Raw genomic sequence first — 22,042 nt, forward strand, 5'->3', positions numbered from 1 at the left:
CTCAGAATCTCAGTTTCTGCATGGCCATCATCAGATCGGTCGAGATGCCGACGGTGGTCGGCTGCGCAAACAGCACACCGATCGATGTCTGGGCGGTCGAGGTCGGATGATTGATTTCCCAAAGGCTGGTGAAGCGGGTGAGGAATTTCTCGAGCTTGGCCGGGTCGGTGAAATCGGTGAGGTCGAGCTTTGCGTCGAAGGCCTGCGCCTGCTTGTCGATATCTGCGGCAGCGAAGGAATCGGGCAGGCCGATGGCGGTGCGTACCACGCTGGCCAGGGCCGTGTCGGCCAGCACGTCGTACCAGTTGGTGATGGTCGAGGCCTTGCGCTCGAAATAGAGCGCCAACCGCACGCCCTCATTGGTCTTGCCGGCGTCTTCTTCCAGGGTCTGGCGCATGTATTTGTCGACCACCGGCTGCTGCGACGGGCTGCGGGTCGTTGCCGCTTCGCCGTAGGCCTCGAAATTCAACGAGGTGGCGAGCCTGGCATAGGCCTTGTTGGAGAGCTTGTTGGCGACACTGGCGGGATCGCGGACACCGCCCTCAAGGACATCACGGACGAGATCCTTGTTGGTGGTCGCCGGATCGAGCCCGCTTGCGGACAGAGCATAGTTATAAAGGCGGCTGTCGGCCATCAGGTCGTCGACCGATTTCACCTTGGTGATGTTGGCGAGGTAGTAGCTGGTCTCGGCCTGGACGGCGTCCGCATTCGGCTTGATGAGGCCAAGACTGGACTCGGTCGTGTAGAGCTTCGGCGTGGTCTTCAGCACCGCGTCGCGCGTGATCGTCTGATCGCCATACTGGGCAAAATCAAAGGCGCTGACGAAGTTGGCGTAGCTCTTGTCGGTCAACAGGTTGGCGGGACTCAACGGATCGGTGACGCCGCCATTGACCATGGTGCGGATCTGCTTCGTCGTCTGGGTCGATGCATCAAGCCCATAGGCAGCCATGGCGAAGGTCAGCAGGCGCTTGTCCTTCAGCAGGTCTTCGATGGACTTCACCTTGGAGATGTTGGCTGCGTAGTAGTCGGCCTCGCCCTTGATGTATTGCGCGGTCGGCTTGACGAGCAACAGTCCGGTTCCGCCGATCACAGCCTTCGGCACCGCCTGCTGGACGGCGTCGCGCGCCGTAGCCTGGTCGCCATATTGGGCAAAGTCGAAAGCCGCGACGAAAGCCGCATAGCCCTTGTTTGTCGACGTGTTTGCGGGGCTGTTCGGGTCGGTGACGCCGCCTTCCAGCATGGCCCGCACGGTCGCAGCCGGCTCGGCGTCGGCGTCCAGGCCGAACGCGGCCATCGCATAGGTGAGCAGGCGATCGTTGCCCATCAGGTCGTCGATCGATTTTACGTTGGAAATGTTGCTCAGGTAGTACGAGGTTTCGCCCTTGTAGTAGGTGAAGCCGTTCTGCGAAGGGCCGACCGAGACCTGGAGACCATAATTGTTGGTCACGCCCTGCTGTGCCGAATTGTAGCTCGTGGCATTAGCGCCAAGTGCGGCGAAATTGAAGGCCGACACGAACTCGGCATAACGCTTGTCGCTCAGTTTGTTGGCGAAGCTGTCGGAATCCGACACCCCTTCCTTCAGGGCTTTGACCATGAAGGCCTTGGCGTAAGCCATGTCGCCGAGACCGAAGGCTTTCATGGCATATTTGAACAGCCGGTCGTTCTTGACGAAATCGTCGATCGATTTCACGCTGCCGATGTTCGCGAGATAGTAGTCGGTGTCGCGCTTGGTGATCGGCTCCGCCTCGATGCGGTCGATCGCCTTGGGGATGTCCCTGGCGATGAGCTGGTAGCTGGTAAAAGTGCTCAACACGACATGCCTCCGGTCGCAGCTTCAAAAGCAAGACTATGCGGACTTGCTTGCGCGAGGCTGAATCGCCTCACCTTGCATGATTCAAGCCTCACACAAGGCACGGGGGCTATCGGTTAGGCCTGACGTGATGCGGAAGGATCTGGCGTGGGCATTCTGATCGGACTTGTGGTGACGCTCGGCTGTGTTCTCGGCGGCTTCATGGCGATGGGCGGCCATCTGCATGTGCTGATGCAGCCTTGGGAAGCGGTGGTCATCTGTGGCGCCGCACTTGGAACCTTTCTCGTCGCCAACCCGATGAAGACGGTCAAGGACACCGGCAGGGGTATCCTCGAAGCGTTCAAGCAGGCGGTGCCGAAAGAGCGCGACTATCTGGAGACGCTGGGCGTGCTGCACAGCCTGATGCGCGAACTGCGCTCGAAGTCGCGCAGCGAGGTCGAGGCGCATATCGACAATCCGGAGGAGTCGGCAATCTTCCAGGCGTTCCCGACCGTGCTCAAGAACCACGACCTGACGAATTTCATCTGCGACTACTGCCGCATCATCATCATCGGCAATGCCCGCTCGCATGAGATCGAGGCGCTGATGGACGAGGAAATCCAGACCATCAAGTCCGACAAGATGAAGGCTTACCATGCGCTGGTGGCGGTGGGCGATGGTCTGCCGGCGCTCGGCATCGTCGCCGCCGTGCTCGGCGTGGTCAAGGCGATGGGCGCGCTCGACCAGTCGCCCGAAATCCTCGGCGGCCTGATCGGCGCTGCCCTTGTCGGAACCTTCCTCGGCATCTTCCTGTCCTATGCGGTGGTCGGGCCGGTCGCCACCAAGATCAAGACGGTGCGCGAGAAGAAGAACCGCCTCTATATCATCGTCAAGCAGACGCTGCTTGCCTACATGAACGGCGCCCTGCCGCAGGTGGCGATCGAGTTCGGTCGCAAGACCATCTCGTCCTATGAGCGGCCGACGATCGATGCCGTCGAGCAAAGCACGATGAACACAGCTTCCGCCGAGAAGAAAGCGGCTTGAGCCATGCATGACGACAGACAGGACCGCACGCCGTCATGACAAGTCCTGGCAGCCCCTCGCAAGCCCGCTCGCTGATCATTGAGCGTCTGGTCGGTGACAGCGGTGAGGCCGCTCATGTCATCGGCACCGGGCGCTCGATGGGCGAGCGCGCCCTGCCGCTGCTGCAGAAGAGCCTGGCCGGCGAACTCGGCGCACCGGTCACCGTCGACCTGCGCGCGGTCGAGATCAGCCGTGTTCCCGATGCCCGCACGAATGCCGGCGATGCCTTTGCCATGGCCATCATAGCATCGCCGACGTCTTCGGATGCGATGACGCTGGTGGCTGATGCGCCGGCCATCGCCGTGATGGTGTGCGCGCTGTTCGGCGGCGATCCGGATCAGCCGGTTTCGCCGATCGAGCGCGCTCTGTCGCAGATCGAGACCGATGTCGCGACCACGATCTTCCAGGAAGTTGCGCAGGCGTTGAACGGATCGGGCCGGCGCTCGCTCGAGCTGCGGCTGCCGGTGCCGCGGGCGCTTTCGGGCAGCGAAGCCAAGCGCCGCGTGCTGCGCGATGGCGCGGCGGTGCGCATCGTCTTCGGCATCTCGACGCCGACCGACAGCGGAACGGTCACGGTGATGATCCCGCAGCGCATCCTGCTGGCCACACGCGGTATCGCCGATGTCCACGACAGCGAAGGCACGACCTCCGACTGGCGGGCACGTTTTTCCGAAGAAGTGATGCGCTCGACGGTGACGCTCGAAGCGACCATGCCGCTGGCCCGCCTGACGCTCGGCGACCTCGCCGGCTTCGAGCCGGGCCAGATCATCGAGCTCGAGGAGACGGCGCAGTCCCAAGCCAAGCTGAGCGCGCGCGACAAGACGCTGTTTGTCTGCGAGTTCGGTAAACTCGGGCAGAACTACACCGTCCGGATCAGGCATCCTTACGATGCCGGTCAGGATTTTATCGATGGGCTCATGCCGGGCTGACGCCGGGCAAGCCCAAGCATCTGGAGACGAGTGATGGCCAAGACCAAGGTGGAAGCCAATATCGACCAGCCGGACGAACAGCTCGACCGCGCCATCGAGGAATTGCGCGGTGTCCTCCAGGAGGAGGAAAAGCGCCCCGACGCCGCCTTGCGGGCTGCCACGTCCGGCGCCAATTCGAACATCATCATGAGCATCCCCGTCGATGTGCAGATCATCCTCGGCAGCACGGAAATGTCGGTGTCGGACCTGATGGCGCTGCAGAAGGGCTCGACGGTGGCGCTCAACCGGCGCATCGGCGAACCGGTCGATGTCGTGGTCAACGGCCGCAAGATCGCGCGCGGCGAAATCACCGTGCTGGAAAGCGATCCGTCGCGCTTTGGCATCAGGTTGACCGAAATCATCGCTGCCGCCAAGAGCGCCTGAGGATTAGACGACATGCGGTCTCAGCAGCGATCGGAGCTTATGCCATGACGACGCCGGTGACGCTCACGCGCCCGCAAAAGGCCGCCGCCATCCTGGTGGCGATGGGCAAGCCTTCGGCCAGCCGGCTGCTGAAATTCTTCAAGCAAGAAGAACTGAAGGCACTGATCGAAGGGGCGCGGCTGCTGCGCACCATTCCGCAAAGCGACCTCGAACGCATCGTTGCCGAATTCGAGGCCGAGTTCACCGAAGGTGCGGGCCTGCTCGATTCCGCCGACCGGATGGACACGATCCTCAATGAATCGCTGTCGCCCGAAGAGATGAGCGCCATCATGGGCGACAAGCGCTTCGAGGTTGCGCCGGAAGGACCACCGCCGATCTGGCCGGAGCTGGAAAAGCTCGAGCCGACGCGTCTGGGCACGTTCCTTGCCGCCGAGCATCCCCAGACCGCGGCCATGGTGCTGTCGAAGCTTGCGCCGCAGGCCGCCGCCAACATTCTGCTGACGATGGAAAAGCCGATGCGCAGCCAGATCATCAAGCGCATGGTGACGATGGCGACCATTCCGGACGCGGCGACCAGGATCATCGAGAACCAGCTGCGCGCCAGCGTGCTGGCGCAGACAGCGACCAAGGACATCTCGGCGGGACAGGCGCGCGTCGCCAGTATGCTCAACGAGATGGACAAGCCTCAGTTGGAAGAGGTCATGCAGGATCTGGAAGAGGCCGGCACGCCGGACCTCGGCGGTGTCCGCTCCAGGTTGTTTGCCTTCGACGATCTGCCGCTTTTGACGCAGAAGGCGCGGGTGCTTCTGTTCGACGGGCTGTCGACCGAACTGATTACGCTGGCGCTGCGCGGTGCACCACCCGCATTGACGGAATCGGCGCTCTCGGCGATCGGCGCACGGTCGCGGCGCATGATCGAGTCCGAGCTCGGACAGGGCTCGGAAGGCATTCAGCTTGCCGACATCATGACGGCGCGCAAGAACATCGCGGTGGCGACAATCCGGCTTTCGCGCGAGGGGGCTTTCGAACTGCCCTCATCGCAGCAGAGCGAAGCGGCTTAACGCCGAGCGCTGAATGGCTGAAGCGGCGGACAAAGACTCCAAAACCGAAGACGCGACCGAAAAGAAGATCCGCGACACCGTCGAACAGGGCAAGCTGCCCCATTCGCGAGAGGCCGCACTTCTGGCGTCCTTCATCGCCATACTGGTGTTCACCGTCTTCTACGCCAAGGACGCGGTCGTTGATCTCGGCATGTTCCTGTCGATGTTCCTGGAAAAGCCCGAGGCGTGGCCGATGGACACCGAGACCGACGTCATCGCGCTCTACAAGACCGTGATGATGGAAATAGGCAACGCCGTCGTCAGCCTGCTGGTGCTGCTGGTGGTGGCCGGCATCGGCGCCTCGGTGCTGCAGAACATGCCGCAAGTCGTCGGCGAGCGGATCCGGCCGCAACTGTCGCGCATCTCGATAGCTAAGGGCTGGACCAGGATGTTCGGTATTCAGGGCTGGGTAGAATTCCTGAAATCGCTGGGCAAGCTCGGCTTCGCCAGTATCGTGCTCTACTTCACGCTGTCGCAGGACTACCGCCAGCTCCTGGCCGGCATGATCACCAACCCCGTCGCTTTCGGCCTCGTCATCAAAAGCATCACCGTCGACATATTGGTGGCGATCGTCTTCGTCATGGGGCTGATCGCGGCGGTCGACGTCGTCTGGTCGCGCTTCCATTGGAAGCAGGATCTGCGGATGACCAAGCAGGAGGTCAAGGACGAGTTCAAACAGTCCGAGGGCGACCCGATCATCAAGTCGCGGCTGCGCTCGCTGGCGCGTGACCGGGCGCGCAAGCGGATGATGACGGCGGTGCCGCGCGCGACGCTGATCATCGCCAATCCGACGCACTTTTCCATCGCGCTCAGATATGTCCGCGACGAGGATTCAGCACCCATGGTGCTGGCCAAGGGCCAGGACCTTGTGGCGCTCAAGATTCGCGAGGTTGCCAAGGAGCACAACATCCCGATCTTCGAGGACGTGGCGCTCGCCCGCTCCATGTACAAGCAAGTTTCGGTTGATAGCGTGATCCCGTCGCAATTCTACCAGGCCGTCGCCGAACTGGTGCGGATCGTCTACTCCAAAAAGGCTGAGCGGAGACAAATTTCATGAACCGCCAACCGCACGCAAAATCCCGCGAACTCATCGTCGCCAAGGCCATCGAGCAGGTGGTCGACGAGTTGCGGCTGATCGATGTCGCCGACTACATCGCTTTCATCCGGCTCGAGCATTTCGCTTGCCTGTCGGATCTGGTGGATTCGGCGGTGGAGCTGTTCTTCCTGCCGGGCACGCTCAGGCTCGGCCATGGCGGAGAGGCACATGTCGACTGGAGCGGCAGCCCGCGCATCGTGCTCGATCTCGAGCTTCGGCCGCCGGGCGTCACCGTCTATTTCCAGCTGACGCTGAGCGAGGAGAGGTCTTCGGTCGCGGTCAACTATGTGTCGTTCGAAAAGCCGGGCGAGGACCCCGAGCACAACACGGCCTTGCTGGAGACGGTGATCGAAGAGGCGCGGATTCGCCGGACCGAGCCGCTCGCCTATCGCTGATCTTTTGTCTTACTCCAACTGCCAGACGCGATCACTCGATCAGCCCCAGCCGCAGCGCCTTGGCCACCGCCTGGTTGCGGTTGACCGCGTTGAGCTTCTGCGTCGACTGGGTGAGATACTGGTTGGCGGTGTGGACCGACAGCTTCAACAGCCTGGCGATCTCTTCGCTGGTGTTGCCGTTGGCGGTCAGCTTCAGGCACTCCAGTTCACGCTTGGAGATCGACCGCATCCGGCCGGCATCGTTCGGACGAATGCGGGCGACGGCGGCGAACAGCGAAAAACAGCGGGCGTGGATTTCGTAGAGCGTGTCCTCCGGCAAAGCGATCGTCGAGCCGAGGAACACCACCAGCCCGCAATGGCCGCGATCGGCATGGACGGGAAAGCCAATGCCGTTGGTGCCCGGCGCCAGCGGCTCCGTCCGCTCCGCCCAGGCGAGGTTCTTGAAGACGGCGTCCGAGCCGGCGATGCCGTCATCGGCCCACCAGCGCGGCGCTGTCGAGGCGCCGCTGTGGCGAACCATCTCCTCACCATTGGCGCCGGCAATGAACTTGGTTGTCACCGCGGTGGCGGGATAGTCGGAATCGAAGCTCGGCACCAGGCGCGCCCGTTCCGGCGAGGGGCTGACGAAGTAGAGGCCAAACGCCGACGCGTTGATGTCGACGGCGATCCAGCGGCAGCGGCGCACCGCGTCCGGGATGGTAACGGCATGGTGCGTCTCGGAACCGATGGAGAAGGCGCCGAACGGATTGCGCTGCTCGTTGAAAAGGGCTTCGGCCGCCGCCTTGATGTCAGCATGTTTCAAATGATGCCGCTCCTGATCGCCGTGGCGATGGCCATCGCGCGGTTCGACGCCGCGAATTTCTGGATGGCGTGGGTGATGTAGCTGTTGACGGTGTTGGACGAGACCCCGAGGATCACTGCGACCTCATCGGTGGTTTTGCCTTCAGACACCCAGAACAGGCATTCGCGCTCGCGGTCGGACAGCGGGTCCTGCATGGCGACGGCGGCGATCAATTGCGGGATGGCGGACAGCGCGTAACAGCACTTCAACTGAGCCTTCATCAGCGCCGGCTGGTCGATACTGCCGGCCTCGGCCGCCGAGAAAAGCGCAAACAGCCGCTGGCGGCCGACATTGAGCCGCAGTGAATAGACTTCGGCATGTCCAAGCACGTCGAGCAGGCGCGCCTCTTCGCCTGTGAGCAGTCCGCCGGCGTCGGGTGCCGCGGCGGCGACCAGGGGCCTCGGGCGGATGCCAGGTGCAACGGTCAGCGGTCCCTGGGCAAGGCCGGCGATCAGCCGCTTGCCGATCAGTTCAATGGCGTCGAAGATCCAGTTGGATGAGACGATGCGGGCGTCGTTGCGGTCCTGGTCGTGGACGATGGCGACGAGCATGTAGCTGTCGGCGCCGATCTCGGCGGCAAGCTGCATGAAAAAGGAGGTGAGATCGCCGCGCGATTCGAGGCGCGAGCCTAACGTATCGGATTGGAGAGGCGCGGCGGAACTGCTCATTGGATGCTTTGGTTGTATGTCATGGCCGGAGTCTTTTCTTGAGCCCGGACGCTGGGGTTAGCAGCGGCCGAACTTGAAGACGCATCACGTTTACGAAGCACTCACACGGCGCGGCGGTCGCGCTGATCGCCGAATCCATTCAGGGAACGCGAAGCCGTCCGCGTCTGGTGCCGGTCATTGGCCGGAACTTGAGACTTTGGGTGGTCGCCGCGCCCCCCAAGGACCGGCTGATTCGGGTCTAATCTACCCGCAGATGAATCCGACATCAAACGCGATTTGACAAAATCAATATTATTGGACTCAAGCGACTCAGGGGCTGCTTTCGCGGCCTTTTCCGCCGCAAAAGGCCTGAAACGCCGACACGAAAAAGCCAGAGGGTGTTGCGATACTGCCGTATCGAGGGCCGATCGATTCCGATAGGGTCTCGGCAGCCGTGAGGGGTGGGCATCCCTTCGGTCATACGGCGGATTTGGCGGCGCTTGCTCGCGGCCATCAGCATCGGGGGTCATGATGAAGCAGGTTTTCCTGGCGTTCACGGTGGTGCTTGCGGCTCTTGCCGGCATGGCAGCGCCCGCCAAGGCTGAGCCGACCGTTACCTATGCGCTCGACAACGGGCTGCAGGTGGTGCTGGTGCCCGACCATCGCGTGCCGAAGGTGGTGATGAACCTGCGCTACCGCGTCGGGTCGATGAATGAACCCGCGGGACGCTCGGGCTTTGCGCATCTGTTCGAACATCTGATGTTTTCCGGCACGCCGGCCTGGCCGAACGTGTTCGGCGCGCACGCCGCGCTCGGCAACGAGATCAATGCCTGGACCACCGAGGACGGCACGGTTTATTATGTCGACGGGCTGTCGTCGTCACTGCCGATGATCTTGTCGCTTGAGGCAGACCGCATGGCCAATCTCGGCCGTTCGGTGACTCAGGCCAAGCTCGATCTGCAGCGCTCGGTGGTCAAGAACGAGATGCGCCAGAACGTGCTCGACAAGGCCGGCGCATCCGGCTGGGAAGCTTTCTGGTCCGGGCTGTTCCCGAAGCCGCATCCCTATAGCCGCATGGTCATCGGCTCGGTCGCCGATCTTGATGCGGCGACGCTCGACGATGTCAGGGGTTTCTTCAACAGCTACTATCTGCCCAACAATGCGGTGCTGGTGCTGGTCGGCGACTTGGAGATCGACGACACCAAGGCGCTGATTGCCGACACGTTCGGCAGCGTGGCGCGCGGCGCCGATGTGGCGCGGCCCGCCGTGCCGGCACCGACGCAGGCCCGGCTCAAGCTGGTGCTCGAGGATCGTGTACCAAGCCCCATCGTCGTGGTCGGCTTCAGTGGCCCGGTGGCGCAGTCGCCCGACAATGGTGCGCTCAGCATTGCCGCCGAACTGCTCGGCAACGGCGAATATGGATTTTTGCGCAACCGGCTGGTTTCGCAGTTGGGCATTGCCACCTATGCCAGCGCGAGCTGGACCGGCGGTCTGCTCGGTGGCCGCTTTACCTTCGAGGCGGGTGCCGCCGAAGGTGTGGCGCCGGAAGCGCTGGAAAGCGCGATGAAAACGGCGTTCGCGGATTTCCTGAAGACCCCGCTCGATCCGGTCGATGTCGAGCGTGCGCGCACGGGCATCTTGCAGGCAGCGCGGCTCGGCAGCGAAGCACTGAAGGATCGCGCCGGCGTCGTCTCCTACAATGCCGACGTGCTCGGCGATGCGCAGAGCGCGCTGGTCGACGACCCGCGGGTGAAGGACGCCAGCGTGGCGGATGTCGAGGCCACGATGAAGCGGCTGTTGAAACCGGAAGACGCCAGCGTGCTGGTGCTGAAGCCCGGACCGCGCGGCGGCTATCCCGATGCACTGATCGGCTCGTCCGGCACACCGCAGCCGTTCACCGCGCCGGAGCGAGCGGCGATCGACATTCCGAAGCATGCGGCCGGGCAAGCGCCTTCGGCAACACTGCCCGCCATGGAAACGGCGACGCTCTCGAATGGCATCAAACTCGTCCACTACACAATGCCGGAAGCGCCGATGGTCTATGTCGCGGCCAGTGCCGCCGGCGGCTGGAACAGCGTGCCGGAAGGCAAGGAGGGATTGCTGGAGCTTGCAGCAAGCATGGCGACACGCGGGGCCGCCGATCGCGGCTCGGCTGATTTCGCCAAGGCGGCCAGCGACATCGGCGCCGGCGTCGGCCACCAGGCCGGAACGCTGACCACGATGATGACGCTCGGCGTGCCGCCGGAAAAGCTCGATCAGGGTATTGGCCTGCTCGCCGACGCGGTGCTGAAGCCTCGTTTCGACAAGACCGAATGGACGGTGCTGATGGCGCAGACGGTCGACTGGCTAAACGGCCGCGAGGCGGATCTGCCCGGCGTTGCCGGCCGCATGGCAAAGGCGACGCTGATCCCGCAGGTGCCGGGCAAGACAGCGGTGGACTGGTCGGCAAAGGCGCTGGCCTCGATCTCGCTCGACGAGGCGAGGGACGCATTCAAGGCGGAGTTCACGCCGAAGGCGGTGACCTTCTACAGCGTCGGCCCGATGCCGGTCGCGACCGTCGCCGCCAGCCTTGAAAAAGCATTCGGCGCGTGGACAAGCGACACCGACGGCTATGCCGTCGAGCCGTCGCCGGCGGCGCATTTCAACGGGGGACAGAAAGTGCTGCTGGTGCCCGAACCCGGCGCCAGCCAGTCGGCGCTGTTCGTGGCGCGGCCGGCGCCCGGCACCGACGAGAGCGAGCGCGCCGAATCGACCGCGGTCTCCAACCTGCTTGGCGCCGATTTCTCCAGCCGGCTGAATTCGGTGATCCGCGAGGAGAAGGGCTACTCCTATGGCGTGTCGAGCTATCTGATGAGCCCGATGAAGGCCGGCTCGGGATTGGTCGTGGCAACCACCGTCGAGCGCGCCAACACAGGGCCGGCGATTACCGAAATCCTGAAAGGATTTGCCGGCCTGACCACCTTGCCGGTGGCGCAGGACGAGGTCGACCGCACGGTGACTGTCTATCGCCGGGCGCTGGCTGGATCGGCCGAGACGTCGGCTGGTCTGTTCTCCTCGCTGATTGGCGCGGTCGGCAGCGGATCGACGCTGGAGGACCAGCAAACCCGCATGGCGGCGCGCACAAAGCTGACGCTCGATGCGGTTCAGAAACAGGCGCTGGCCCTTGCGTCGCTCGATCCGTCGCTGATCGTGGTGGCGGGCGACCCCGATGTGGTGATGGCGCAGCTTGCCGCTATCGGTTTCAAGGACGTCGAGATCGTCAAGCGTGACGAGGTCGGCGAAGAGACGGCGATGCGGGCGCTCGATCTTCTCGGGGGCAATCGCCAGGCGCCGCTCTCCGCATCGCCATGGCGGGTCGGCGATGGCGGCACGACACGGGCGGTGCATTCCTGTACAGGCGATAGGGACTGCGGCGCGCAGATCCACGCCGACTGATCGATACGAGGCGGCCGCCGGCCGCGTTTAAATCTTGGGCAACTTTGTTTCGGGGGAAACGATGAGCGATTCATTTCGGGAAGTCACATCCGTCTCGTGGTTCGGGCGGATCAAGCGCGCCGTCGGCGGGGTCATCTTCGGCCTTATCTTGATCGTGCTGATGGTGATCGGGCTGTTCTGGAACGAAGGCCGCGCCGTGCAGACGGCGCGCTCGCTGGCCGAAGGTTCTGGAGCGGTGGTTTCGGTCGGCGCCGACAGCGTCGATACCGCCAATGACGGCAAGCTGGTTCATGTCAGCGGACTGGTGACGGCGGACAGCGGCCTGGCGGATCCGGATTTCGGCATCGCCACGCAAGGGCTGCGGCTGTCGCGCAGTGTCGAGATGTATCAGTGGAAGGAAGAGTCCAAGTCGCAGACGACCAAGAAGCTCGGCGGTGGCGAAGAGACGGTGACCACCTACAGCTATTCCAAGGTGTGGGACGACAGCCAGATCGACTCGTCGGACTTCAAGAAGCCGGACGGCCACCAGAATCCGCCGATGGAAATCCACGGCCGGACCTTCCAGATTCCTGAGGGCAAGCTTGTCGCCTTCGATCTCGATACGCCAGTGCTGGACCGTATCGAGGGTGACAAGGACTATTCGCTCTCAGCCGACCAGTCGGCGGCGATAAAGGCTGCCTATACCGGAACGAAACCGCTCAGCATCGTCGATGGCAAGATTTTTCTCGGCAATGACAACACGACGCCCGCTTTGGGTGACTATCGAATCGGCTACGAACTGGCGCCGCTGGGCGTGATCAGTATCATCGCGCGCCAGGCCGGCAGCCGCTTCGAGCCCTACCAGACGCAAGCCGGCGATGCGCTGCTGATGGTCGATACCGGCAACGTCCCGGCCGAAAAGATGTTCGCCGACGCGGTCAGCGCCAACACGCTGATCACCTGGCTGCTGCGCGGCGCCGGCTTGCTGTTGCTGACCATAGGCTTTGCGCTGTTCCTCAGCCCGATCGGGGTGATCCTCGACGTCATACCCTTCCTCGGCAGCATGGCGCGGATGGGCACCGGCATCATCGCCTTCGTCCTGGCGATCCTGGTCGGCACGGTGACGATTGCGATTGCCTGGTTCTGGTACCGACCGTTGCTGGCGCTCGCCATCCTGGCGGCAGGCGTGATTGCGGCGGTGATTGTCTACCGTATCGGTCGGTCGCGAAGGCCAGCCGTTCCGGTGGTTGCGCCCAACCCGGCGGCGGCCGCCTAGATAGAGGTCGGGGCGGCCGGAGCCGCCCCATATCTCTTTGGCGCAATTCCGGCCGGAAAACCGCCTCACACTTGTCCTGGAATTGCTTTCCTATTTGTCCTCGAAGCCGGTGAGCACGCCGACGGCGTTGATGCCGATCTCCTCGACGGCGTAGCCGCCTTCCATCACGAACAGCGTCGGCAGGCCGAGCTTGGCGATGCGATGGCCGATCTTCGGATAGTCCGGGCTTTTCAGCTTGAACTGGCTGATCGGGTCCTTCTCGAAGGTGTCGACGCCGAGCGACACGATGACGATATCGGGGGCGTAGGCGGCGAGCTTGGCGCAAGCGTCCTCCAGCGAGGCGTTCCAGGCGTCCCAATTGGTGCCGAAGGGCATGGGATAATTGACGTTGAAACCTTCGCCGGCGCTGGCGCCGCGTTCATCGGCATGGCCGAGGAAGAACGGATACTCCACCATGGGATCGCCATGCAGGTTGAGAACCTGCACGTCGGCGCGTTCATAGAAGATCTCCTGCGTGCCATTGCCGTGGTGATAGTCGACGTCGAGGATCGAGACGCGTTTTGCGCCCTGATCGAGGAACCACTGCGCGGCGACCGCGGCATTGTTGATGTAGCAGTAGCCGCCCATGAACCCGGCACCGGCGTGATGGCCGGGCGGGCGGCAGAGCGCGAAGGCCGACCGCTCGCCACCCTTGACCAAGGCCGCCGTCGTCAGCGCCACGTCATAGGACGATTTGATCGCGGTCCATGTGCCTTCGACGAAGGTGGCGCCGGCGTCGAAGGAATAGTAGCCGAGCAAGGCGTCGACGCGCTTGGGTGGCACGTCGCCGCGCAGGCCGCGCGTCGGCCAGGTGAAGGGCATCGCCGTGCCCTCGAAGCCGGCGGCCTTCCACGCCGGCCAGACGGTCGGCAGGAAGTCGATATAGTCGGCCTTGTGGATGCGCTTGGCGGCTGTGAGATCGTGCTCGACCGGTCCGATGATCGGCCCCAGCTTCTCGCTCTCGACCCGCGCCTTGATGAACTCGGCCCGCGACGGCTTTTCGAAACCCGGCACGATTGCCGACGTGACCAGTTCCATCTGGCCGGCATGGCCGGCATGAAGCGGCGAATAGACAGTCTTCATGAATTTCCTCTCGAAATAGCGAAATCAGTCAAGGTTGAGATAGGGGGTGACCAGAGCGAGCCACATTCTTTCCACATCGTCCTCAATGAGGTCGTATGTCTTGCGATCCCGCTTCAACCCCACAAGCCGGCAGGCGTGCCCGACATCCATCATCAGCACGCCGAGTCGGCTGGCGATCTTGTCTTCAAGGGCCGGGTTCACATGCTGCAGCCACGCGGCGTAAAGCGCGATGATCTGCTCGTCATATTCGTCCTGGATCGGCCTGAGGTCGGCATTGCCGGATATCGCCTCGATCACCGGCATCAGGGTGGCGTTTTCGAGATATATTCTGGAGGTATCGATGAAGAGCTTGCGCACCTCCTGCCGAAACTCGTCGCGGTTGGTGGGTGGGGTGACCTCGATGCGCCTGGCGATCACCTCGGGAAACGACGACAGCCAGCGCCGGGCGAGGTCGAGGAGAATGGCTTCCTTGTTGGGAAAGTACTGGTAGACCGAACCGACCGACAGGCCCGCGCGCCGGGCAATGGCGAGCGTCGTCGGCGTCTTGGTTCCCTGCTCCCGCGTCAGGATCAAAGCCGCGTCGAGTATCCGGTCGACCACCTTGCTCGACCGTTCCTGCCGCGGCTGCTTGCGCGGTTCGAGCGCCATCCTGGTTTCGCGGCTGAGACTGCGCTTCACGGATTGATGCCTTCGTTCCCTGCCGGTTTCAACACAGGTCCCGGTCTCAAGTGGTGTGTTGTCCACAATACATTCGAAATTCGGCACGTTGACAAACGCGAATAATTAGTCGCATTCTTTTATCCACGCTGTTTTGAGAGATCACAAGGGGAATTTCGAAACAGCGCACTGGCATCAGTTTTCGTCCGATAACGCCGCTCCAGCGGAGTGGCAGCTTGTCGGACAAGAGGGTTGTCGGTCTCAGCCAGTCGTCAAAAGCGCGGAGTCGCGATGTCTGTCACGGGTGCGGGTCAAAATGCTGATCTGATCGTCATCAATGGTCGCGTGCGGACCATGGACGATGATAATCCCGCCGCCGAGGCGATTGCCGTCAAGGACGGCGCCATCATCGCCATCGGCAACCACGCCGCCATCGAAAAACTCAAGGGAACGACCACAGACGTGATCGACGCCACGGGCGGTTCGGTCCTGCCCGGTTTCATCGAAGCCCACATGCATCTGTTCTCGGGAGGGGCTGAGCTCGCGCATCTTCAACTCGGCGGTATCCATGGCTTCGAGGCGCTTCAAAGCGCCATCCGCGACTACGCCACGACGTGGCCCGAGGCGAAGATGCTTGTGGGACAGGGCGTCGACTACACCGTGCTCGGCGACGAGCGGGTGACACGCCATCATCTCGACGCCATCCTGCCCGACCGCCCCTTCTGCATGGCGGCACCCGACCACCATACGATGTGGGCCAACACCAAGGCGTTGGAGATGGCCGGCATCCTGAAGGGACGCACGCTCGGTCCGGGCAACGAGATCGTGATGGGTGACGACGGCCTGGCCGCGGGCGAATTGCGCGAGGGCGAGGCCTTCGGTCCGGTGCTCGACCTTGCCGGCGAAAGCCGGGTGCGGTTGGGGCTGTCGACCGGCGGCGAGCCGGACCCAATGCCGTCGGCCGCCGAGCGGGCCGCTGACCGTGACATCATGCGGCGCGGACTTGCCTGGTGCGCGCGCCACGGCATCACCTCGATCCAGAACATGGATGGCAATCTCTACCAACTCGAATTGCTTTCCGAGATCGAGGCCGAGGAAGGCCTGCCCTGCCGCGTCAAGATCCCGTTCCACTACAAGAATTTCATGACGCTCGACATGCTCGAGAAGGCGTCCGTCATGGCCGAGCGCTACGACAGCGAGTGGCTGTCATCGGGCATGGTCAAGGTGTTCTATGACGGCGTGCTCGATTCCTGGACCGCGGTTATGGTCGAACCCTATGCGGATCGTCCCGACTGGGTCGGCGAGCCGCTGTTCACGCCGCAGCAATTTATCGATCTCGCCGTGGCTATCGACAAACGCGGGCTGCAGATCGCCGTGCACTCGATCGGTGACGGCGCCGTGCGCGCAGTGCTCGACGGTTACGAGGCGGCGCAGAAGGTCAATGGCAAGCGCGACAGCCGGCACAGGGTTGAGCACATCGAGGTCACCACAGCAGCCGACGTGCCGCGTTTTGCCGAACTCGGCGTCATCGCCTCGATGCAGCCGTCGCATCCGCCCGGCGCCATGGATTTTCCGCTGGAGCCGACGGTGTCACGCATCGGGCCGGCCCGCTGGCCGCTGAGCTATGCCTGGCGCACCCTGAAAAGCGCCGGCGCCCATGTCGTGTTCGCCTCGGACTGGCCGGTGGCAGCGATCGACCCGATCCTGAGCATTCAGGCGGCAGTGCAGCGCAAACCATGGGCAGAAGGCGATCCTGACCAGAGTTTCTCGCTGCAGGAAGCGATTGCCGCCTACACGGTCGAGGGCGCCTATGCCGAATTCGCCGAGCATCGCAAAGGCGTTCTGAAACCCGGCTACATGGCGGATCTGGTGGTTTTGTCGGCCGATATCGAGAAGACGGCGCCGGCCGATCTGCACAAGCTGCGACCGGTGACGACGGTCTGCGGTGGCAAGGTAACCTACCAGGCCTGACAATGGCATGCGGCTTGCACAGCTTGCCGCTTGCAAGACGAAATGACCGACTGAACTGTGGTTCAATGCCGGACTTGCCAACCTACCGGCCGTGTGGTCACATCGAACAGGGGAAAAACTCCGCCAGCAAGAGCGGGGTCAACAGTGAGGCGTATCGTGCCGGAAAAACCGGATCGGAATGCAATTGAAGTCGTAAACGTCAGTAAAATTTTCGGATCGGGTGAGGGGCAGGTTGCTGCCCTCGATACGGTCTCGGTATCCATCCGCGAGAATGAGTTCTTCACCCTGCTGGGACCATCCGGCTGCGGCAAGACCACGTTGCTGCGGCTGATTGCCGGCTTCGACTTTCCAACCGCCGGCGAAATCCTCCTCTACGGTCAGGACATCGCGCCGTTGCCGCCCTTCAAGCGGCCGGTCAACACCGTCTTCCAATCCTACGCGCTGTTCCCGCATATGACGGTCGCCGACAATATCGGCTTTGGCCTGGAAATGCTGGGCAAGCCGAAGGCCGAGATCAAGGCGCGCGTCGCCGAGATGCTGAAACTGGTGAAGATGGAGGCGCTGGCGGGCCGCCGCACCAGCCAGATCTCCGGCGGCCAGCAGCAGCGCGTGGCGCTCGCCCGGGCGCTGGCGCCGCAGCCCAAGGTGCTCCTGCTCGACGAACCGCTCTCGGCCCTGGACTACAAGCTGCGCAAGGAAATGCAGATCGAATTGAAGCGGCTGCAGCACGAGACGGGCATCACCTTCATCTTCGTCACCCACGACCAGGAGGAAGCGCTGACCATGTCGGATCGCATCGCGGTGATGTCGTCGGGCAAGATCCTGCAGGTCGGCTCGCCGCGCGACATCTACGACCGGCCGGCCGAGCGTTTCGTCGCCGACTTCATCGGCGAGTCGAACTTCCTCAAGGCGGATGTGGTTAGCGCGACTGGTGGCCGGGCGACGGTGAAGCTGCCGTCTGGTGTGGAAATCCCAGCCTCGCTGCCGGAAGGCTTCAGCCCCAGCGGCAAGGTCACCATCGTCGTGCGTCCAGAGCATGCGCAGTTGGGCACGGCCAGCCCGAGCGCTTCGCTGTCCGGCACCGTCGAAAACATCGTCTATCTCGGCACCGACACGCACTTCCATCTGCGCCTTGCCGGTGGCGAGCCGTTCATCGTGCGGCGTCAGAACAGCCGCGGCGCCGGTGACGGCTTCGTGCAGGGCGGCCAGATCGGCATCATGATCGGCAACGACGCCGCGCAAGTGCTGAAGGACTGATCATGGCGACCGCGGAACAAGTCGCCAAGGCAGCGCAGCGACGCGATGTGCGCGACCGGTGGCTGCTGTCAGCGCCAGCCTTGCTGGTGATCTTCCTCGCCGCGACAGGCCCCTTGCTGATCGTGCTGATCTACTCGTTCCTGACGCCTGGCCCCTATGGCGATGTGAAGTGGCAGTTTTCGCCCGATGCCTGGCTGTCGGTGTTCATGGAACGCGACATTTTCGACGATACGCTTTCGCTTGCGGCAGCGCATGTCACCATCTTCTGGCGCTCGATCAAGCTGGCGGTGATAACGACGATCGCCACTTTGGCATTGGGGTTTCCAACCGCCTATTTCATGGCGACGCGCAGCGAGAAAACCAGGGATCTCTGGCTGTTCCTGATCACCATTCCGTTCTGGACCAACCTTCTGATCCGCACCTTCGCCGTGCTGCAGATCATCCGCAACGAAGGCATCATCAACACCATCCTGATCAAGCTTGGTATCGTCTCGGCGCCGGTGCAGATCCTCTTCACCGACACGGCGATTCTGATCGGCATGGCCTATGTCTATCTGCCGCTGATGGTGCTGCCGATCTATGCCAGCATGGAGAAGCTTGATTTTCGCCTCGTCGAGGCGGGCTACGACCTCTACGCGACCCGATTCAAGGTATTGCGGAAGATCATTTTCCCGCTGGTCAAACCCGGCGTCATTGCCGGCTCCATCCTGGTCTTCATTCCAGCCCTTGGCGCCTATGTGACGCCGAGCGTGCTTGGCGGCGGCAAGAATATGATGCTGTCCAACCTGATCGAATTGCAGTTCGGCCAAGGCCGCAACTGGCCGCTCGGCTCGGCGCTGTCGATCACGGTGATGATCATCGTCATGGTGGCGCTGCTTGCCTATGTGCGCAATGCCGGCAAGTCGGGGGCGCGGCATGGCTAAGAACTTTTCCATCAAGCACCAGACCGGCTTCACGGTGATCGCTGCGACCTGTTTTATCGTGCTCTATCTGCCGATCATCGTGCTGGTCGCCTATGCCTTCAACGCGGCGAACTCGACGTCCGAATGGGGCGGCTTTTCGATGCGCTGGTTCCAGTCGGCTTGGCAGAACGTGCAAGTTATCGACGCGACGCTACGCTCGTTCCAGATCGGCGCCGTGGCTGCGGTGCTGTCGACAATCTTTGCCACCATGGCCGCGCTTGCCACCACGCGCACCGCGTCCTATCCGGGCCTCACCTTCAAATATGCGGCGATCAACCAGCCGCTGATGGTGCCCGAGATCGTCACCGGCGTGGCGCTGCTGATCTTCTTCTCGCGCATCAAGATCTTCACCGGCTATTCCGGCATCGGCTATCTGATCGCCGCGCACACGGCGTTCTGCATCCCGTTCGCCTATCTGCCGATCCGGGCGCGGCTGGAAAACATGGACCTGACGCTGGAGCGCGCGGCCGCCGATCTGTACGCGACGCCTTGGAAGACCTTCCGCCGCATCACGCTGCCGCTTTTGTGGCCCGGCATACTGGCCGGACTGATGCTGGCCTTCGTCATCTCGCTCGATGACGTCGTCATCACCGAGTTTGTCAAATCGGGCGGCCAGGATACGCTGCCCACCTACATGCTCGGCCAGATCCGCCGCGGCATCACGCCTGAGATCAACGCGATATCGACCGCCTTCCTGCTGCTTTCGGTCGCGATCGTCACGTTGTTTTTCTTCGTCAGCAGGAAAAGAGACTGAACCGACAAATGGGAGCTAAAACCATGAACTGGAAAACAACGACAGCCGCCATCGGGTTGGCGCTGCTCGCAACGACGAGCCTGGCCCGCGCCGATGGCGAGCTGAACATCTACAATTGGGGCAACTATACCAGCCCCGACGTGATCAAAAAGTTCGAAGCCAAATACAACGTCAAGGTGACCATCACCGATTACGATTCCAACGATACGGCGCTCGCCAAGGTACGCCAGGGCGGCACCGGCTTCGACATCGCCGTTCCGTCGCAAACCTACGTGCCGATCTGGATCAAGGAGGGCCTCGTGCAGGAGACCGATCCGGGCAAGATGGAGAACTTCAAGAACGTGGCGCCGGAATGGGCCAATCCAGACTTCGACCCCGGCCGCAAATATTCCGTGCCGTGGGCGCTGGGCACCGTCGGTGTCGTCGTCAACACCGATGCCTACAAGGGACCAGCCGACAGCTGGGGCATCATCTTCAACACGCCGGACGAGCTGAAGGGCAAGACCAATGTCGTTCCCGAGATGAATGACGTTATCTTCGCGGCGATCAAATATGTCGGCGGCCAGCAGTGCACCGACGACAAGACGGTGCTGAAGAAGGTGCGCGACACGCTTGTCGCGGCCAAGCCGAACTGGATCGCCATGGAATACAACACCATCGAAAAGATGGGCGCCGGCGACTTCAAGGCGACCAGCGACTGGAACGGTTCGGCGCTGCGTCAGCGGCTGGCCAATCCGGCCATCCATTACAATTATCCGAAGGAAGGCTACGGCCTGTGGAGCGATAACGTCGTCGTTCTCAAGGAAGCCAAAAATGTCGAGAACGCCAAGCTGTTCCAGAACTTCATCATGGATCCGGAAAACGCGGCCGGCCTCTCGGCCTTCCATCGCTACGCAAACGCCATTACCGGCTCGGACAAGTACATGCCGGCCGATATGAAGGATGCCCCGGAAGTCGTCATTCCGGAGGCTGCGAAGGCACAAGGCGAATTCCAGAAGATGTGCGCGCCTGAGATCCAGGACATCTACACCAAGATCTGGACCGAACTGCAGAAATAACCGCAGCCTGACAGACCCGGCGGCCTGCGCCGCCGGGTCTTTTCTTTTCCGGAATGGCTTTCATGGACTCCTATCGCAACAGCGATCCGCGGCCGTCGATCATGCAGGGCTCGCCGCCTCAAATGGTGCTGCCGAAGCTCGACTGGGACCGGCCGCCATGGAATCGCTGGGCCTTCCAACACATCCGCGAATTCCTGCCGACCATCGAGGTCTGGCGCGGCAATGGCCATCGCCATCGTCTTGAGCGCGCAGAGACCGATCTCGACGCGCTGCCGGTGGAAGACAGCAAGGGCCGTCCGACGACGCTCGTTGGCCTGCTCGACGAGACCTACACGGACGGCTTCCTGGTGCTCAAAGACGGCAAGGTCGCCTATGAGCGCTATTTCAACGGCATGGCCGAGCGTACGCTGCATCTGTCGCAGTCGATGGCGAAGTCGGTAACAGGCACCGTGTTCGGTATTCTGGTTGGGCGCGGCTTGATCGACCCGGCCAAACCGGTGACCGCCTATCTGCCGGAGCTCGGCGCGACCGGCTGGGACGGCGCCAGCGTGCAGCATGTGCTGGATATGACCACCGGCGTGCGGTTTTCCGAGGAATACACCGACCGTTACTCCGACATCGGCCAGGTTGATGTCGCCACGGGCTGGAAGCCGGTGCCGCCGGACAGCGATCCGGATTTCCAATGGCCGCCGCATCTGTTCGAGTTGATCCAGCAGCTGAAGGACAAGGTGCGGCCGCATGGCGTCGCGTTCGAGTACCGCTCGATCGAGACCGACGTGCTTGCCTTCATCATGGAGCGGGTCACCGGTAAACGGCTGGCGCAGCTGGTGTCCGAGGAGCTGTGGCAAAAGCTCGGCGCCGACGAAAGCGCCTGCTTCACGGTCGACAGCGCCGGCTATGCGCTGGCCGATGGCGGCTTCAACGCGACGCTGCGCGATTACGCCCGCTTCGGCCAGCTGATCCTCGACAAGGGCCGCGGCATCGTGCCGGCCGACTGGATCGAGGCGACGCGCAACGGCAGGCATGGGCCGGACTTCAATCCGAGCCTGCCCGAAGGCAGCTATCGCAACCAGTTCTGGATCGAAAACCCGCGCTCACGCGCGCTGATGTGCCGGGGCGTGTTCGGGCAGATGATCCATATCGACTGGGACACCGGCATGGTCGTGGTCAAGCTTTCGACCTATCCGGATTTCAGCAATGTCGCCTATTCGGTGGCAACGCTGAAGGCGGTGCACACCATCGCCATGGCGCTTGGTTGACCCACAACA

19 protein-coding genes are annotated in these 22,042 nt (G+C 62.7%); 14 read left to right on the top strand and 5 right to left on the bottom strand.

All coding sequences use genetic code 11. The features are described from left to right. Window position 1: 1 nt before the first annotated feature. Entirely contained in the window at window positions 2–1,813 is a 1,812-nt protein-coding gene (locus tag NKJ77_RS02970) for a DUF1217 domain-containing protein (RefSeq protein WP_023686338.1), read from the bottom strand. A 144-nt stretch (window positions 1,814–1,957) separates the two neighbouring features. Here NKJ77_RS02970 and motA point away from each other — a divergent pair, with 144 nt between their 5' ends. Genes motA through NKJ77_RS03000 form a run of 6 tightly spaced genes read left to right on the top strand, consistent with a single transcriptional unit; the run spans window position 1,958 to window position 6,815 of the window. Continuing rightward, window positions 1,958–2,833, top strand: coding sequence for a flagellar motor stator protein MotA (motA, locus tag NKJ77_RS02975; protein WP_023671751.1), 876 nt, complete (start codon window positions 1,958–1,960; stop codon window positions 2,831–2,833). Window positions 2,834–2,868: 35 nt separating this feature from the next. Continuing rightward, window positions 2,869–3,801 carry a FliM/FliN family flagellar motor switch protein gene (locus tag NKJ77_RS02980; RefSeq protein ID WP_023725154.1) on the top strand — a complete coding sequence of 311 codons (933 nt, stop codon included), beginning with the start codon at window positions 2,869–2,871 and terminating at the stop codon, window positions 3,799–3,801. Between the two features lie 33 nt (window positions 3,802–3,834). Further along, window positions 3,835–4,224, top strand: coding sequence for a flagellar motor switch protein FliN (gene fliN, locus NKJ77_RS02985; RefSeq protein WP_023725153.1), 390 nt, complete (start codon window positions 3,835–3,837; stop codon window positions 4,222–4,224). Window positions 4,225–4,268: 44 nt separating this feature from the next. Beyond that, a complete protein-coding gene (locus NKJ77_RS02990; protein WP_023728370.1) occupies window positions 4,269–5,285 on the top strand; it encodes a flagellar motor switch protein FliG in 1,017 nt (338 codons plus the stop codon). A gap of 13 nt (window positions 5,286–5,298) precedes the next feature. Next, a complete protein-coding gene (flhB, locus tag NKJ77_RS02995; RefSeq protein ID WP_352534197.1) occupies window positions 5,299–6,381 on the top strand; it encodes a flagellar biosynthesis protein FlhB in 1,083 nt (360 codons plus the stop codon). Continuing rightward, window positions 6,378–6,815: a BspJ family T4SS effector nucleomodulin gene (locus NKJ77_RS03000; RefSeq protein WP_023671756.1), complete on the top strand. Its 438-nt coding sequence runs from the start codon at window positions 6,378–6,380 to the stop codon at window positions 6,813–6,815. Before flhB ends, NKJ77_RS03000 begins: the two co-directional genes overlap by 4 nt. Window positions 6,816–6,846: 31 nt before the next feature. Here NKJ77_RS03000 and NKJ77_RS03005 read toward each other — a convergent pair whose 3' ends face one another. Beyond that, on the bottom strand, window positions 6,847–7,617 hold the full coding sequence (locus NKJ77_RS03005; RefSeq protein WP_023683474.1) for a helix-turn-helix transcriptional regulator: 771 nt from the start codon (window positions 7,615–7,617) through the stop codon (window positions 6,847–6,849). Next, entirely contained in the window at window positions 7,614–8,324 is a 711-nt protein-coding gene (locus NKJ77_RS03010; protein ID WP_023831533.1) for a helix-turn-helix transcriptional regulator, read from the bottom strand. Before NKJ77_RS03010 ends, NKJ77_RS03005 begins: the two co-directional genes overlap by 4 nt. Before the next feature lie 507 nt (window positions 8,325–8,831). Between NKJ77_RS03010 and NKJ77_RS03015 the strand changes: the two genes are divergently transcribed. Together NKJ77_RS03015 and NKJ77_RS03020 are read left to right on the top strand one after the other, a co-directional pair. Beyond that, complete coding sequence (locus NKJ77_RS03015) at window positions 8,832–11,738, top strand: M16 family metallopeptidase (protein WP_352534199.1); 2,907 nt, start codon at window positions 8,832–8,834, stop codon at window positions 11,736–11,738. Window positions 11,739–11,799: 61 nt separating this feature from the next. After that, entirely contained in the window at window positions 11,800–12,993 is a 1,194-nt protein-coding gene (locus tag NKJ77_RS03020; RefSeq protein WP_023831530.1) for a TMEM43 family protein, read from the top strand. A gap of 90 nt (window positions 12,994–13,083) precedes the next feature. Here the strand turns inward: NKJ77_RS03020 and NKJ77_RS03025 are convergent, their stop codons facing one another. Further along, window positions 13,084–14,115 (bottom strand): histone deacetylase family protein, encoded by a 1,032-nt coding sequence (locus tag NKJ77_RS03025; protein WP_023831529.1) that lies wholly within the window; start codon window positions 14,113–14,115, stop codon window positions 13,084–13,086. Between the two features lie 24 nt (window positions 14,116–14,139). Continuing rightward, window positions 14,140–14,793: a TetR/AcrR family transcriptional regulator gene (locus NKJ77_RS03030; protein ID WP_023686329.1), complete on the bottom strand. Its 654-nt coding sequence runs from the start codon at window positions 14,791–14,793 to the stop codon at window positions 14,140–14,142. A 270-nt stretch (window positions 14,794–15,063) separates the two neighbouring features. Here NKJ77_RS03030 and NKJ77_RS03035 point away from each other — a divergent pair, with 270 nt between their 5' ends. The 6 genes from NKJ77_RS03035 to NKJ77_RS03060 all read left to right on the top strand — a co-directional run bounded on the left by NKJ77_RS03035 (window position 15,064) and on the right by NKJ77_RS03060 (window position 22,033). Next, window positions 15,064–16,743 carry an amidohydrolase gene (locus tag NKJ77_RS03035; protein ID WP_023831528.1) on the top strand — a complete coding sequence of 560 codons (1,680 nt, stop codon included), beginning with the start codon at window positions 15,064–15,066 and terminating at the stop codon, window positions 16,741–16,743. Window positions 16,744–16,899: 156 nt separating this feature from the next. Continuing rightward, window positions 16,900–18,000 (top strand): ABC transporter ATP-binding protein, encoded by a 1,101-nt coding sequence (locus NKJ77_RS03040; protein WP_023691713.1) that lies wholly within the window; start codon window positions 16,900–16,902, stop codon window positions 17,998–18,000. Between the two features lie 2 nt (window positions 18,001–18,002). Continuing rightward, complete coding sequence (locus NKJ77_RS03045) at window positions 18,003–18,923, top strand: ABC transporter permease (protein WP_023696888.1); 921 nt, start codon at window positions 18,003–18,005, stop codon at window positions 18,921–18,923. Then, on the top strand, window positions 18,916–19,716 hold the full coding sequence (locus NKJ77_RS03050; RefSeq protein WP_023671766.1) for an ABC transporter permease: 801 nt from the start codon (window positions 18,916–18,918) through the stop codon (window positions 19,714–19,716). Before NKJ77_RS03045 ends, NKJ77_RS03050 begins: the two co-directional genes overlap by 8 nt. 23 nt (window positions 19,717–19,739) lie before the next feature. After that, window positions 19,740–20,774 carry an ABC transporter substrate-binding protein gene (locus tag NKJ77_RS03055; RefSeq protein WP_023671767.1) on the top strand — a complete coding sequence of 345 codons (1,035 nt, stop codon included), beginning with the start codon at window positions 19,740–19,742 and terminating at the stop codon, window positions 20,772–20,774. Window positions 20,775–20,836: 62 nt separating this feature from the next. Continuing rightward, the gene (locus NKJ77_RS03060) at window positions 20,837–22,033 is read left to right on the top strand and encodes a serine hydrolase domain-containing protein (protein WP_023831527.1); all 1,197 of its coding nucleotides are present in this window, start codon (window positions 20,837–20,839) and stop codon (window positions 22,031–22,033) included. The last annotated feature ends 9 nt before the right edge of the window (window positions 22,034–22,042 follow it).

It is taken from the genome of Mesorhizobium sp. M0052 (assembly GCF_040323255.1).
In the GTDB taxonomy this organism is placed as follows: domain Bacteria; phylum Pseudomonadota; class Alphaproteobacteria; order Rhizobiales; family Rhizobiaceae; genus Mesorhizobium.